This window comes from Campylobacter concisus, from assembly GCF_003048405.1.
In the GTDB taxonomy this organism is placed as follows: Bacteria; Campylobacterota; Campylobacteria; order Campylobacterales; family Campylobacteraceae; genus Campylobacter_A; species Campylobacter_A concisus_Q.
The window spans coordinates 161,448-175,599 of the sequence record NZ_PIQS01000002.1; the positions used below are offsets into that span (position 1 = coordinate 161,448).

General features: G+C 39.5%; 11 protein-coding genes and 1 pseudogene. 7 read left to right on the forward strand and 5 right to left on the reverse strand.

Annotated features, from left to right (window positions below):
- Nucleotides 1-6: 6 nt before the first annotated feature.
- The 3 genes from CVT18_RS06245 (at nt 7) to CVT18_RS06255 (ending at nt 3,389) form a co-directional block, all read left to right on the forward strand.
- Entirely contained in the window at nt 7-1,482 is a 1,476-nt protein-coding gene (locus CVT18_RS06245) for an aldehyde dehydrogenase family protein (protein WP_103628751.1), read from the forward strand.
- A gap of 177 nt (nt 1,483-1,659) precedes the next feature.
- On the forward strand, nt 1,660-2,361 hold the full coding sequence (locus CVT18_RS06250) for a metallophosphoesterase (RefSeq protein WP_103628752.1): 702 nt from the start codon (nt 1,660-1,662) through the stop codon (nt 2,359-2,361).
- 2 nt (nt 2,362-2,363) lie between these two features.
- Nucleotides 2,364-3,389, forward strand: coding sequence for a hypothetical protein (locus tag CVT18_RS06255; RefSeq protein ID WP_103628753.1), 1,026 nt, complete (start codon nt 2,364-2,366; stop codon nt 3,387-3,389).
- A gap of 90 nt (nt 3,390-3,479) precedes the next feature.
- On the opposite strand, the gene CVT18_RS06260 is transcribed toward CVT18_RS06255, so the two are convergent.
- Together CVT18_RS06260 and CVT18_RS06265 are read right to left on the reverse strand one after the other, a co-directional pair.
- Nucleotides 3,480-4,301 (reverse strand): YihY family inner membrane protein, encoded by an 822-nt coding sequence (locus CVT18_RS06260; protein WP_103579620.1) that lies wholly within the window; start codon nt 4,299-4,301, stop codon nt 3,480-3,482.
- Between the two features lie 3 nt (nt 4,302-4,304).
- Complete coding sequence (locus tag CVT18_RS06265) at nt 4,305-5,027, reverse strand: plasminogen-binding N-terminal domain-containing protein (RefSeq protein ID WP_103628754.1); 723 nt, start codon at nt 5,025-5,027, stop codon at nt 4,305-4,307.
- 113 nt (nt 5,028-5,140) lie between these two features.
- Here CVT18_RS06265 and CVT18_RS06270 point away from each other — a divergent pair, with 113 nt between their 5' ends.
- From CVT18_RS06270 to CVT18_RS06285, 4 genes and pseudogenes are all read left to right on the forward strand, one after another.
- The gene (locus CVT18_RS06270; RefSeq protein ID WP_103628755.1) at nt 5,141-6,310 is read left to right on the forward strand and encodes a peptidoglycan DD-metalloendopeptidase family protein; all 1,170 of its coding nucleotides are present in this window, start codon (nt 5,141-5,143) and stop codon (nt 6,308-6,310) included.
- 9 nt (nt 6,311-6,319) lie between these two features.
- On the forward strand, nt 6,320-7,690 hold the full coding sequence (gene mgtE, locus CVT18_RS06275; protein WP_103628756.1) for a magnesium transporter: 1,371 nt from the start codon (nt 6,320-6,322) through the stop codon (nt 7,688-7,690).
- On the forward strand, nt 7,675-8,259 hold the full coding sequence (locus CVT18_RS06280; RefSeq protein ID WP_103628757.1) for an NUDIX domain-containing protein: 585 nt from the start codon (nt 7,675-7,677) through the stop codon (nt 8,257-8,259). The genes mgtE and CVT18_RS06280 overlap by 16 nt, the downstream gene beginning before the upstream one ends.
- A 178-nt stretch (nt 8,260-8,437) precedes the next feature.
- Nucleotides 8,438-10,543: pseudogene (locus CVT18_RS06285) on the forward strand (RNA degradosome polyphosphate kinase); the annotation flags it as partial.
- A 145-nt stretch (nt 10,544-10,688) separates the two neighbouring features.
- Here CVT18_RS06285 and CVT18_RS06290 read toward each other — a convergent pair.
- The 3 genes from CVT18_RS06290 to hemC form a co-directional block, all read right to left on the reverse strand.
- On the reverse strand, nt 10,689-12,497 hold the full coding sequence (locus CVT18_RS06290; protein ID WP_103628759.1) for a menaquinone biosynthesis decarboxylase: 1,809 nt from the start codon (nt 12,495-12,497) through the stop codon (nt 10,689-10,691).
- Nucleotides 12,498-13,004: 507 nt separating this feature from the next.
- Nucleotides 13,005-13,217 (reverse strand): Imm10 family immunity protein, encoded by a 213-nt coding sequence (locus CVT18_RS10500; RefSeq protein ID WP_234410295.1) that lies wholly within the window; start codon nt 13,215-13,217, stop codon nt 13,005-13,007.
- 3 nt (nt 13,218-13,220) lie between these two features.
- On the reverse strand, nt 13,221-14,150 hold the full coding sequence (gene hemC, locus CVT18_RS06300) for a hydroxymethylbilane synthase (RefSeq protein ID WP_084041450.1): 930 nt from the start codon (nt 14,148-14,150) through the stop codon (nt 13,221-13,223).
- Between the last annotated feature and the right edge of the window lie 2 nt (nt 14,151-14,152).

The window sequence follows — 14,152 nt, forward strand, 5'->3', positions numbered from 1 at the left end:
AAAAGTATGAAGTTACTAGAAAAATATGGGCTTTTCATAAATGGTGAGTGGCGCGACGCGAAAGACGGCGCTACCCTTGATGCTAAAAATCCAGCAAACGGCGAGCACCTTGCAAAGATCGCAGATGCGACTGAAGAAGATGTAAATGACGCTGTACGTGCTGCACGTGAGGCTTTTAAGAAATTTAAACACACCACAGTTAGCGAGCGAGCAAAACTGCTAAACAAGATCGCTGACATCATCGATGAAAACAAAGATCATTTGGCAAAAGTCGAGAGTATGGATAACGGCAAGCCGATCCGCGAGACGCTAAATGTTGATATTCCTTTTGCGGCAGAGCATTTTAGGTACTTTGCAGGTGTCATCATGGGCGAAGAAGGCAGCGCGAATGTGCTTGACGAGAAACAACTCTCTATCGTTTTACGCGAGCCACTAGGAGTTGTTGGTCAGATCGTGCCTTGGAATTTTCCATTTTTAATGGCAGCTTGGAAGCTAGCTCCAGTGATCGCAGCAGGTGATGCGAGCGTATTTAAGCCTTCAAGCGAGACAAGTCTAAGCGTACTTGAGCTATTTAGGCTGATAGATAAAATTTTGCCAAAAGGCCTTATTAACATCGTAACCGGCAGAGGCAGCAAGAGTGGCGAGTGGATCAAAAACCATCCAGGCCTTGACAAGCTAGCATTTACTGGTTCAACCGAGATCGGCCGCGATATCGCCATAGCTGCGGCTCGTCGCATCATCCCAGCTACACTTGAGCTTGGTGGTAAGAGCGCAAATATCTTCTTTAGAGACGCAAATTTAGACAAAGCGCTTGATGGTCTTCAGCTTGGAATATTATTTAACCAAGGTCAAGTTTGCTGCGCAGGATCTAGAATTTTCGTAGAAGAGAGCTTTTACGACAAATTTATAGAGGCTGCGGTTAAGAAATTTAGCACCATAAAAGTTGGCGATCCGCTAGATCCAAACACACAAATGGGCTCACAAATCAATAAAAAACAAGCTGAGCAGATATTAGAGTATGTCGAGATCGGCAAAAAAGAAGGCGCAAAAGTAGCAGTCGGTGGCAAAGCCTACACTGCAAATGGTTGCGACAAGGGCGCATTTGTCGAGCCAACGCTACTAGTTGATGTGACAAACGACATGAGAGTGGCTCAGGAAGAAATTTTTGGACCAGTTGGCGTTGTGATCAAATTTAAAGATGAAGCCGAGCTTATCAAAATGGTAAATGATAGCGAGTATGGCCTAGGTGGCGGAATTTTCACGCAAGACATCACAAAAGCGCTAAGAGTTGCAAGGTCTATGGAAACTGGCAGGGTATGGATCAACACCTACAACCAAATCCCAGCAGGCAGCCCATTTGGCGGATATAAAAACTCAGGTATCGGCCGCGAAACGCACAAAATCATCCTTGAGCACTACACTCAAATGAAAAATATCATGATTGACCTAACCGGCAAGGTTAGCGGCTTTTACGCACAATGATTTTAGGGAGCTTAGGCTCCCTTCTGCTTTAAAATCCTTAAATTTTAAATTCTTTTACTAGGTTTTAACTTTATATATCGCTAGCATTACACCAATATAGTACAGCTATACAAAAGTGTTTTCTTAACACTACATTTTTAAGCTTAATAGACTAAAATTTGGCACAAAGGAGAAAAATTGAGCGAGCAAATTTATATCATAGGCGATGTGCACGGCTGTTTTAACACACTTTTAGAGCTTATCAAGCAGTTTCCAGACAAAGAAAAATCACAAATTTGCTTTGTCGGAGATGTGATAGATCGGGGGCTTTTTAGTTGCGATGTAGTCGAGCTTATCATACAAAATAACTATAAAATGGTAATGGGAAATCATGAGCGTAGGCTGCTAAGTAATAAACTTGAATTTCTAAACAACAAAGTGCCATTTGACAGGAGCTGGTTCTTTGGAAACGGCGGAGAAGAGACATATAGATCATACCTTGGACAAAGTGTGGAGTTTAAGCAAAGGCATGTGGATTTTTTAGAAACAAGGCCAGTTTATCTGGAGTTTAAAGAGTGTAAAAACCAAAATGGCGAGCATTTGGTCGTTTCGCACTCGGCTGTTGGTAAATTTTGGGACTTAAGAGATGATGATAGCTCAAAAGATGAGTTTAGAAGGCATGTACTATCGGGCAGAGGCGATATGATGCAAGTTGAAGGCATATTTAATGTCTATGGCCATACGCCAGTGCGTGAGGCTAAGCTCTATACAAATAGCGCCAATATCGATACGGGATGTGTTTTTAACGAAGAAGGATATGACAGGCTAAGTGCCTTAGAATTTCCATCGATGAAAATTTATACGCAAAAAAATGTTGAAAATTTTAATAAACAAGGATAAAAATGTGGTTTTCTAAAAAGAGCTCTAGCTTTGCAAGCAGAGTTGATAAATTTTGGAGAGAGTTTGGCAAAAATTTAGACGCCATCAAACAAAATTTAGAAGATAAAAATTTTGAAGCTGCAAGCAAAATGACCGAAGAAGCGCTAAATTTATGTTTAGTTGATCCAACTTTTATGATAGGCCTTATTGATGGAAAGATCGATCTAGTACTCACTCCAGAAGGACTTAAACATAGGCTTTTGTGGCTTAAATTTATAAAATCTCGCATGCCAAAAGAGTATGAAGCAAAGCTTACTTGTACACTTGGCAAGCCACGTGCACCACGAAACGTCGCTACTATACAGATGTATGGCGTAAGCGTTGATGCAAATGAGGTCATGGTCTATGCAAATTTCAACGACAAAAGCGTAGATATGTGCCTATATAACGAAACTATAAGTAAGCTTAAAAGTGAAGATGAAAATAAGGCATATACATTATCGCTAATACTTTGTGACAACGTAGTTGGTGAGATGATCATGATAAATATGCTTGGAGAGTTTGAGATAATAGACGAGCCAAGAGAAAAAGGCGTGCCACTGATCGACTTTGCCGATCTTATAGATGAGAAATTTGGTAAAGAAGCCTCAAATGAGCCGCTTAAGAATTTTATGGTCTATGAGCTAGAGCCTCGTTCAAACAAGCTACGTGACGACGTTTTTACAGGATTTACATCTCTTAGTGAGCTACTAAACGAATACTACGACGGTGCAAGTGATACTTATAACGAAGCTTTTGAGCTTGGCATAAATTTTTGCTTTTTAGCCATATCTCACGGTGGCGACATACAGTTTGGCGTTGATAGCAAAAACAAAATTTCAGACGCGCTAAAAGAGAGTGAAATTTGTGAGATCATAGGTGAAGCAAATGGCGAGATGCGATCTTACATAGATCTTATCTGCTTTGACAAAGATGACCTAGAGAAAAAGGCTAAAGAATTTAGCAAAGAGCTTGGAGTAAAGATAGAAATTTGCGAGTTTAAACGCTGATTTTACATAATATTTTACATAAAATAATACAAATCACACCAGCTGGTAAATTTATAAAAATATATTGCCAGCTGGCACGAACTATTAAATTTATCTTTTAAATTTTGAGCTATTTGAGAGGTAAGCACAAAGCTTTAGCCCATATAAAAAGATGATCCACGAGATGTAGATCCAGACAAAGAAGAAAAGCACGGCCGAAAAAGAGCCATAAACGCTTAGATAGGTTTTGTTATAAAGGACGTAGTAGACAAAGGCTGACTTGCCAATATACCAAACGAGCGAAGCAGCAAATGAGCTAAAAAAAGCGCTTTTAAACTTTATCTCGTCATTTACAGAGATGAGATATGTGATGCAAAATATCGCCCAGATGATGAGATATGGGAATATGCTTAAAAAATTTATCGAGTTTGTGATCACGTTTGAGTTTAGCATCTCTTGAATGAGGCTTGAAAGATAAAAACTACCAGCAAGACCAAGTGGTGCAAGCGTGATAAGCGTCCAATACGAGCTAAGTGCTGACCAAAATCCTCTAGCTCTACTTGCACGTGTCACTTTTAAAACTACATACTCGTAGTCACTAAAAAACATAGCCGATGTAAATATCATCGCTACAAAGCCAACTATGCCCAAATTTCCGCTATTTTGTAAGAAATTTTGCAAATAGTTTGAGATGATCTCTTGATTACTTGGCAAAAGAGCCGAGAAGATAAAGTCTTGAATTTTGGCGTAATAGTCCTCAAAACTAGGAAGTTTTGTAAAGATAGAAAACGATATAAGAAGTATCGGAATGATCGATAAAATCGTATGAAAACTAAGGCTTGAGGCATAGTGAAAGAGCTCTTTGTCCTTAAGCGTTGGGAGCAAATTTAAAAACTCCTTTAAATTTTGCTTACTTAAGGACAAACGGCTCATTTATCAGTTATCTTCTTCGAAAAGTTTTTCGTAGTGAGCGTCGTAGTTGTTGATGTGCTCGCTATTTAGCTTCCAAAAGACGGTGTCTATGTCGCTAACTCTTGTATAAAATGGTAGCTGATAGTACTCAACCTCACCACTTTTAAATTCTTTTAGTACTTTAAAGCTTTGGCAATCAGCAAAAACGCTTCTGCCATCCATCGCTACGAAAATTAAACCAGCTGCGCTTTGAGCGCACATTTTTCTAAAGTCATCTCTGCTTGGATTTGGTTTGTACTCGTAGCTTAGATATGCTCCAATAAGATCTGGATGGATAAATATCATATTAGGAAACGCGCCTGTGATCTCTTCATAAATTTCTTTATTTGGCACGATGATTAATGAGCGGTTATAAAGATAGTTTAGCACGACCATATCGCCATTTGCAGGTGCTATGCCTGGAAGTGGGAGCGCCTTTTGCTCAAGCAGATCAAACACCTCAAATCTAATCTTAGCAAAGCCAGCATTTTTTGATACAACACTAACTCTTGCGATGATAGAGCTATCAGTATCAAATTTGTGAAGCACAATACCACTTGAGCCGATTAAAATTTCTGGACTATCGACTATCGTTGCTGTGCCATCACTATCGACACTAATTATAGGAGTTCTATACTCATTTAAAGAAAAATCAGCCCCAAAAGCAAAGCCAAAAACTAGCGATAAAATCACAAATATACGTTTCAAAAATATCTCCTAAGTTTAAATTTTTAGAGCGATTATAGCCTAAAATGCTTTATCTTTTGCAAAATTAAAGCAAGTTTTAGTTAAAATCCCACCAGCTTTTTAAAAGGACATTAATGCCTCGTATTTTTATAATTTTTGCAATATTATCTATAAATTTATACGCTATAAAACCAAGTGTCGAAGAGCTTAGCTGGCCAAATGGAAGTAACTTTTTAAATTTCTTAGAGACAAACAAAATCCCACTTTCACTTTACTATAATTTAGCAACCGAAGATCAAGAGCTAACAGAAGAGATCATCGCTGGCACAAAGTATCAAATTTATAAAGACGATAACGGCAATACTAAACAAGTGCTAATTCCTGTTAGCGACGAGCTTCAAATGCATATTTTTAGAGACGATAATGATAAATTTAAGCTCGAATTTCTTCCTATCTCTTATCAAAGTGAGGATAAATTTTTAGCCTTAAAGGTGGACAAATCAGTCTCTGAAGACATTTTTGACTACACTGGCTCTGGTACGCTAGCTCTTGGCTTTAAAGAAATTTTTAAAGGAAGTGGCATTGATTTTAAAAAGATAAACAAAGGCGATACGATCGCTATCGTTTATAATCAAAAAATACGCATGGGCCGCTCTTTTGGCACTCCAGAAATTTATGCTGCGATGATAGAAACAAAAAATAAACGATATGTCATGTATAAATTTGAAGATAAATTTTATGATAAAAATGGCAAAAAAAATGATAAATTTTTACTTGTTCGCCCTCTTACAAACGCCAGAATCACATCAGCTTTTACTCTAAAAAGATGGCACCCTATTCTTCAAAGATATAGAGCGCACCTTGGCGTTGACTACGGTGCTCCAAAAGGTACACCAATCAAAGCTGCAGGCGATGGCACGGTTAAATTTGTCGGACAAAAAAGCGGATATGGCAGAACCGTTATCATCTCTCACGCTGGTGGCTATGAGACGCTTTATGCTCATCTAAATGGCTTTGCTAAAGGTATGAAAGGTGGTTTAAAAGTCAAGCAAGGCACGCTTATAGCCTACGTTGGCACAAGTGGTATGAGCACAGGGCCGCACCTTCATTTTGGTCTTTACAGAGACAATAAACCTATCAATCCAGAAAGTGCAATAAAGGTCGTTAAAAGCCTAGAGGATAAGAAAGAATCGGCTAAATTTAAAGCAGTTGTTAGCAAAAATGACGAGCTAATAAAAAATGCTTTAAATAATGAAAAAGAGTACCACAAAGTGGAATTTTTCCCTAACGTAATAGAATTTTAAAGGTAAAACTTGAGCCAAGAACTAGAAGAAGCAAAAGAGCTGATAGATCAGCATTTAGATGAAAATTTAGAAGATAACGAACTCTCGCCTTACGAGCTAGCCCAACACCTAAAAACGCTAAAGAAACACGACGAAGAGCTCTTTGCTCAATATCTTGAGAAGCTAGATCCTGAAATTTTAGGTGATGTTGCTATCGAGCTACCTGATCACATGCTAAAAGACGTGATCGACACACTACCAGCCGAAAAGATAGTAGAGGCACTTGAAGAGCTAGAGAGTGATGATGCGACAGACTTGCTTCAATACATCGAGGATATTGACGAGGATAAAGCTAGAGAACTCTTTAATGAGCTTGATAGAGAAAACCAAAATGAGATTTTAAGACTTAGAAGTTATGAAGAAGATAGAGCCGGTGCTCACATGCAAACAGAGCTTTTCTCGGCTCACCTTGAAGAAAAGCTTGGCAGTGCAGTAGCAAGACTTAGACGCGAGAAGCAAGAAGGAAAGTTAGAAAATATTTCACAGCTTTTTATTATTGATAAAGACGGTGTTTTACAATACGCTATTCCACTTGAGGATCTTATACTATTTGACTTTACAAAGACACTTAAGCAAAATATCGAAACCGCAGATATTGACCAGTATAAGCCCCACGTCGCAAACGATATGGACCTTATGCAAGACGTTGCTGATATGTTTCAAGAGTACGATCTAAACGTTATAGCAGTTACTAGTAGTAGCGGTATATTGCTTGGGCGTATCACGGCTGATGATATCCACGACTACATCCAAGAGAGCGCAACTGAGCAAATGTATAACCTAGCCGGTGTTGATGACGAGTCAGAAGAGGACGATACGACGCTATTTAAGGCAGGTCGCAGCCGTGCGGTCTGGCTTGGTGTAAATTTACTAACAGCTCTTTTTAGCTCGTCCATAATAGGACTTTTTGACGAGACAATCGCAGCCTATGTCGCTCTTGCTGTTTTAATGCCAATAGTCGCCTCAATGGGTGGAAACACCGGCACGCAAGCCCTTGCCGTTACGGTTCGCCGTTTAGCACTTGGCGAGATAGAGTTTAAAGATGCCAAAAATGTTTTAAAACGCGAAGTCAGTATTTCCCTCATAAATGGACTAATCTTTGGTGTGGTAATGGGCATAATCGCCTCTGTTTGGTTTGACAAAGGTATGCTTGGCGTTGTTATTGGGCTTAGTATGGTTACGAATTTATTCTTTGCTGGCTTTTTTGGCACGATCATACCTTTGACGCTAAGGCGCTTTAACATAGATCCTGCAGTCGGTTCAGCCGTCATTCTTACTACTTTTACTGATGCGATAGGATTTTTTAGCTTTTTAGGACTTGCAAAATGGATACTACTATAACTAATTTAGAAATTCTGCCTCTTGGTGAGTCAAAATACCTAAAGCCATTTAAGATGAAATTTATGCAAAATGGTGTCCAAAGAGACTGGGACTGCGTCAAGGTGATGAATAGTGTTAGTATTTTTTTATATCACGAGCAAAAAGATGCCTTTTTATTTGTAAAGCAATTTCGTCCTGCTGTTTGGTACTCACAAGAGAAAGAAGGCATCAAAACAAATGAGCAAGGCTTTACTTACGAGCTTTGCGCAGGGCTTATGGATAAAGGACTTAGCGAAGAGCAAACAGCTAGAGAAGAAGCGGTCGAAGAAGTGGGCTATAAGCTAAAAGATATCGAGCGTATCACTATGACATATGGTGCTTTTGGCTTTGGAGGCAACACACAAACTATGTTTTACGCAAATATAAATGATAGCATGAAGGTAAATTCTGGCGGCGGTATCGACGGAGAGGATATTGAGCTTGTTTTTATAAAACGAGAAGATATGATGAAATTTGCCTTCGATGAGAGCAAGGTCAAAGGCTTTGGGCTCATCTTTGCTTATTTGTGGTGGGAGAAATTTAAAAGCTAAAACGATATCTTTTTAATAAGCGCAAAAACAACGACTGCCACTAAAAAGATGCCAACTAATATCACATAATCAGACATAACAAGCCTTTAAATTTAAATTTTGGCTTATTGTAACCAAAAATTTAAATAAAGTAAGAACTTTATAACCGCACATATCATAAAATAACTCAAAAACGCACAAGGAGAAGATGATGAGCGAAAATGAAACTCTTTTTATAAACCGAGAATTAAGCTGGCTACGCTTTAATTCAAGGGTGCTCACTCAGTGTGAAAAGGAAATTCCTTTACTTGAAAAGCTAAAATTTATAGCCATTTATATGACAAATCTAGACGAGTTTTATATGATCAGAGTCGCTGGCTTAAAGCAGCTCTTTGCAGCTGGAGCTACTACAAGCAGTGGCGATGGCATGAGCCCACTTGATCAGCTAAGAGAGATTAGAAAATATCTACAAAATGAGCAAAATTTAGTAGAAGATCACTATAAAAAAACAGTAAATGCTCTTAGCAAAGAGGGACTTTTTATAAAAAATTATGACGAGCTTGATGATAGCTTGAAGCAAAAGTGCGACGAATACTTTTTCTCAAATATCTTGCCAGTCATCGTGCCTATCGCTGTCGATGCGACTCATCCATTTCCGCACCTAAACAACCTTAGCTTCTCGCTTGCAGTTAAGCTTGCTGATATCGAGCATCCAGAAATTTTAAAATACGGCATGATAAGAATTTCAAGAGTCTTGCCACGTTTTACACAGCCAAGTAGCAATGTTTTTGTGCCGATTGAAACGATCGTACATCGCCATGCAGAAGAAATTTTTCCAGGGTATAAGCTACTTAGCTCGGCTGCTTTTAGAGTTACACGAAACGCTGATATCGTCATCGAAGAAGAAGAGGCAGATGATTTTATGATGATACTTGAGCAAGGGCTAAAGCTTCGCAGAAAAGGGGCTTTTGTTCGTATGCAAATCGATAAAAACGTAGACGCTGATATCTTGGAATTCTTAAATTTTCATATGAAAATCTTTCATAAAGATGTCTATTTTTCAAGCATTCCGCTCACTCTTAGCTCGCTTTGGGAGATAGCTGGAAGCAAAAATTTTACCCACCTAGCAAATGCACCTTACGTTCCAAAAACGCTACCACCATTTGGCAATGGCATATCTGTATTTGACGCCATAGATAAAGAAGATGTGCTCTTAGTGCATCCATTTGAGAGTTTTGATCCAGTTGTAAGCTTTATAAAAGAAGCTAGTAAAGATCCAAAAGTCATATCTATTCGAATGACACTTTATAGAGTCGATAAAAGCTCACCAATAATTCAAAGTCTAATAGACGCCGCAAGTGACGGCAAGCAAGTAACCGTGATGGTTGAGCTAAAGGCAAGGTTTGATGAGGAAAATAACCTACACTGGGCAAAGGCACTTGAAGATGCTGGGGCGCACGTGATATATGGCATCACAGGCTTTAAGGTGCATGCAAAAGTTAGCCAGGTCATCCGCCAAATCGGCGATAAGCTTAAATTTTATATGCACTTTGGCACAGGCAACTACAACGGCAGTTCGGCTAAAATTTACACCGACGTTAGTCTATTTACGAGCAAAGAAGAATTTAGCCAGGATACGACTTCGTTTTTTCACATCCTCTCAGGATATAATAAAAATCGCCGTCTAAACGCTCTTAGCATGTCGCCTTTTCAGATAAAAGAGCGCATTATCGAAAAGATAAGAGTGGAAGCTAGCAAAGGCAGCGAGGGTAGGATCATCGCCAAAATGAACGCACTAATCGACGAAGATGTGATAAATGAGCTTAGCCGCGCATCAAACACAGGTGTGAAGATCGATCTCATAGTTCGTGGTGTGTGCGGACTAAGGCCTGGCATAAAAGGTAAAAGTGAAAACATAAAAGTTCGCTCAATAATCGGCAAATACTTAGAGCACGCTAGAATTTTATACTTTAAACATGCTCAGCCAAAAATTTATATCTCAAGTGCTGACTGGATGCCGAGAAATCTAGAGCGTCGCTTGGAGCTTATGACACCTATCTTTGAACCAAGGCTTCAAGAGAGGTTGCTTGAAATTTTAGAGCTTCAGCTAAGCGATAATGACCTAGCTTTTGAGCTACAAAATAGCGGTGAATACGTAAAAGTAGCAAGAAGTGAAAATGAAAAAGTAATATCTTGTCACGAAGTTTTGGAAAATTATATATCTAAAATTTACAAATCCGTAAAAAAAGATACAGATAAAGCAAAAGCCGATATGCTCGCAAGCAAGCTCTTAAAAGAGAGCTAAAAATAAATTAAGCTTTTAGACCTAGTCTAAAAGCTATTTTTTAATCAGCATAAAAAACACCAGCATTTGATTAAGTAAGTCTTATTAAAAATTTCAAATCTGCAGCAAAAAGTAAAATTTATAAATTTACTTGAGCCCCTCAAAGCTAGCCAAATATTTCAAATTTTTTAAATAGCTCTGGCTCATCTTTTACTATACCGCGCTTAACTAGATCAGCAACAACTTCGCGGTCACAATCCGTTTGTAGCGGCCAGCCTCTCGTATATCCCTCACGCTCATCTTTACTAGTGGCATCTACGCAGAAATTTTCACCATCTATGAAAATATCACGCAATGCATCAATATTATTTGTCACACGCCAAAGTAGCATATATGGGTTTTCAAGGTGATTTTGCATATCTACAACGATAAGGAGTTTGAAAAATTCTCTAAATGTCAAAAGCTTGTCAAAAAGCTCTTTTACCACACAATCTTTTTCAAATTTCACCACACAAATAGGCGTTTTGGTATCCGTTTTAAACTGCTTAAGTTCTTTTACATTTGGAGCTATACTTTGGAACTTAGCTAAAAGCTCGCTGTCGCTTAAAACCACAGGGCTAAATTTACAAAAATCCTGCGTCGCATCTACGCCGAGTTTGCCGCCAAAGCACGAATTTGGACTAGCGTGATCAAGCTGATCGCACACGCCTTGGCTTATTAGCACACTTTGGCTACCAAAACGATTTAGAACAAAGCTAGTAAATTCATCATAATCTTTAAGCTCAGGCGCATCGGCTCCAACAAAAATGGCATGTTTTACAAAGCTCATCTGCCCAACGCCCCAAAATGCGTGCATGGCCTGCTTTGCATGAGCTGGATAGAGCGTATTTATCTTGGCTAAGATTAGGTTGTGAAAAACGCCATTTTCAGGCATATTGTAGTCCAGTAGTTCAGGCACGGTCGTTCGCAAAAGTGGCAAAAAAACCCGCTCAGTCGCCCAGCCCATATATTTATCCTCAAGTGGCGGCTTTCCAACCACAGTCGCGTGAAATACCGGCTCATGCTTGCTAGTTATCGCCGTTACATCCATCACTGGAAAAGGCTCGATAGGCGTATAAAAGCCGGTATGATCGCCAAATGGCCCCTCAAGCTCGCACTTAGTCGTATCCACAAAGCCCTCTATCACGTAGTCTGCATCGTGCGGGACGTAAATTTCATTCGTTAAGGATTTTACAAGTTTGGCTGGCTCTTTGCGGATAAAACCATAAAGCAAAAGTTCAAAAATTCCCTTTGGAAGCGGTGCTTGCCCGCACCAAATATAAAGCGGATCACCGCCAATGGCTACAGAGACTGGCATTTTTTTACCTGCACGCTTGTATTCGTGAAAGAAATTTGCACCGTCTTTGTGGATCTGCCAGTGCATGCCAAGGCGATTTTTGTCATAAATTTGCAGTCTATACATGCCTAAATTTTGCAAATTTCCATCCAAGCTTTGCGTATAAACCTGGCCCATAGTGATAAAAGCACCTCCGTCATGCGGCCATGTCTTTAGCGCCGGAAGCGATAGCAAATCAGCATCCTCACTTATAAGTTTCACCTGCTGGCACTCACCCTCACCTTTTAATCTCTTAGTAAAAATTTTTCTCATGCTAAAAAGATAGGCTAAAAAATCAAGCTTTTCTTTGAAATTCTCTGGTCTTTTGGGCTTTAAAAGCTTTTCTATCTCGGCTGCGATCTCATCAGGCTGCACGCCAAATATTAGCCCAAGTGCGCGTTTTGAGCCATAGATATTTGTAAGCACTGGGGCAAATTTACGCCCAGTTTTTTTGCAGACTGGGTTTTTAAAAAGTAGCGCTTGCGAGCCCTCACGCTTGACCTCGATATAGCTAGCGTGTGCGATCTCAAGATCAATATCTACTGGCTCGTCGATAACACGAAGTAGATTATTTTCTTTTAAAAGCTTGATGTAGTCCATATTTCGCCTTTTTGATTTTTGGGCGATTTTAGCCAAAAATAGCTGAAAAAGGCGAAGCAAAGCGGATAGCTATTATTTACCGCACGCACCGATAGCTATCAGAGTATCGATCGCTGTTTCGGAAGCAGTCTTTGCGGTATTGCCTCGCCGTTTAAATAGACACAAGCACTAAATTTATACTCCATTGTCATAACGTCCGCAAACTAGCGTTCAACGCACAGCCACACATGGCCAGCATACTTACGTCTTTTCCAAAGTAATTCATCACAAATTTTTTGTTAGGTTAAACACTAGATGGCATCGTGGTTTTGAAAACGGCAGTAAATTTTGTAAATTTAATCTTTTTTTGCAAATTGATTAAATTTATAGCTACTCTAACAACTCACCAAATATCTCTTTGCTATATTTCATAAAGCGCTCATTAAGCTTTACGCTCTCGGTATCTATGCAAATGAGACTATCTTGTATCTCAAAAATGATGCTCTTATCAGTGATCTTTACTCGTTTTCAAGCGTTGTAGCAAACGTCGCCGTTGCACTCTGCGTATATGCCGTTTATATCGGCGTTTTCGTCGTCATCACTTTTTAGTTTGATCGGTCTTTGAAAGATTATGTAGTTTTTGTAGTCGTATTTGTCGTCTGCAAGACCGATCATATAGTAGTTGTCTTTGCTATTTTTAGTAGCGGTTAGGGCTTTTGCTTTAAATTTTAGCTCAAACACACTCTAAGCCATCTCTTCAGCGCGTTTTAAAAGCTCTTTTGCCCCTTTTTCTATAAATTTATGAGCTAGCTCCTTACCAACGCTTTGAAATTTATCTTTGCTAATCTTTAAGCTATCTTTTATAAACTCGCTTCCATCAGGCAGACCAACGATCGCATCGATAGAAATTTCATCACCTTTTAGCCTTGCACTTATGCCTATTGGTACCTGGCAGCCGCCCTCTAAAACGCTTACAAAATCACGCTCTATAGTCGTTTCTATAACCGCATTTTCGTCGTTTAGAAAATCAATCTGCTCTAAAATTTGCTTCTCATCTCTAGCCTCTACCCCAAGAGCACCCTGCCCCATCGCAGGTATCATCTCGTCAAAGCCAAATGTGTAGATGTGCGCCACTTCAGCCTTGATATTTAAGCGATTTATGCCAGCCATCGCCAAAATAATCGCGTCGAATTCACCCTCTTTTAGCTTTCTAAGTCTAGTTTGCACATTTCCACGAAGCGAGATAATCTCAAGATCAGGCCTCATGATAAGTAGCTGCATCTTACGGCGTAGGCTCGTTGTACCAACCTTTGCGCCATGTGGCAAGTCGCTAAATTTAGCAAATTTCTCACTTATCATCGCATCTCTTGTATCCTCACGTGAGCAAATCGCTGCTAGTTTAAGTCCTTCTGGAAAGACTACTGGCACATCCTTTAGGCTATGCACCGCGATGTCAGTCTCGCCTTTTAGCATGCTATCTTCAAGCTCTTTTGTAAAAAGCCCCTTGCCTCCGATCTTTGCAAGCGGCGTATCAAGGATCACGTCGCCCTTTGTCTTCATGCCAATAAGCTCAACTTTTATATCATTATGTTTTGATTCTATTCTAGCTTTGATATGCTCGCTTTGCCAAAGAGCTAAGATACTCTTTCTAGTTGCTATTTTTATCTCTTTCATCG

Excerpts from the sequence above, each read along its gene's own strand:
- CVT18_RS06260 (WP_103579620.1), bottom strand. The coding sequence starts at position 4,301 with ATGAGCCGTTTGTCCTTAAGTAAGCAAAATTTAAAGGAGTTTTTAAAT.
- CVT18_RS06270 (WP_103628755.1), top strand. The coding sequence starts at position 5,141 with ATGCCTCGTATTTTTATAATTTTTGCAATATTATCTATAAATTTATAC.
- CVT18_RS06255 (WP_103628753.1), top strand. The coding sequence starts at position 2,364 with ATGTGGTTTTCTAAAAAGAGCTCTAGCTTTGCAAGCAGAGTTGATAAA.
- CVT18_RS06280 (WP_103628757.1), top strand. The coding sequence starts at position 7,675 with ATGGATACTACTATAACTAATTTAGAAATTCTGCCTCTTGGTGAGTCA.
- CVT18_RS06290 (WP_103628759.1), bottom strand. The coding sequence starts at position 12,497 with ATGGACTACATCAAGCTTTTAAAAGAAAATAATCTACTTCGTGTTATC.
- hemC (WP_084041450.1), bottom strand. The coding sequence starts at position 14,150 with ATGAAAGAGATAAAAATAGCAACTAGAAAGAGTATCTTAGCTCTTTGG.
- CVT18_RS06245 (WP_103628751.1), top strand. The coding sequence starts at position 7 with ATGAAGTTACTAGAAAAATATGGGCTTTTCATAAATGGTGAGTGGCGC.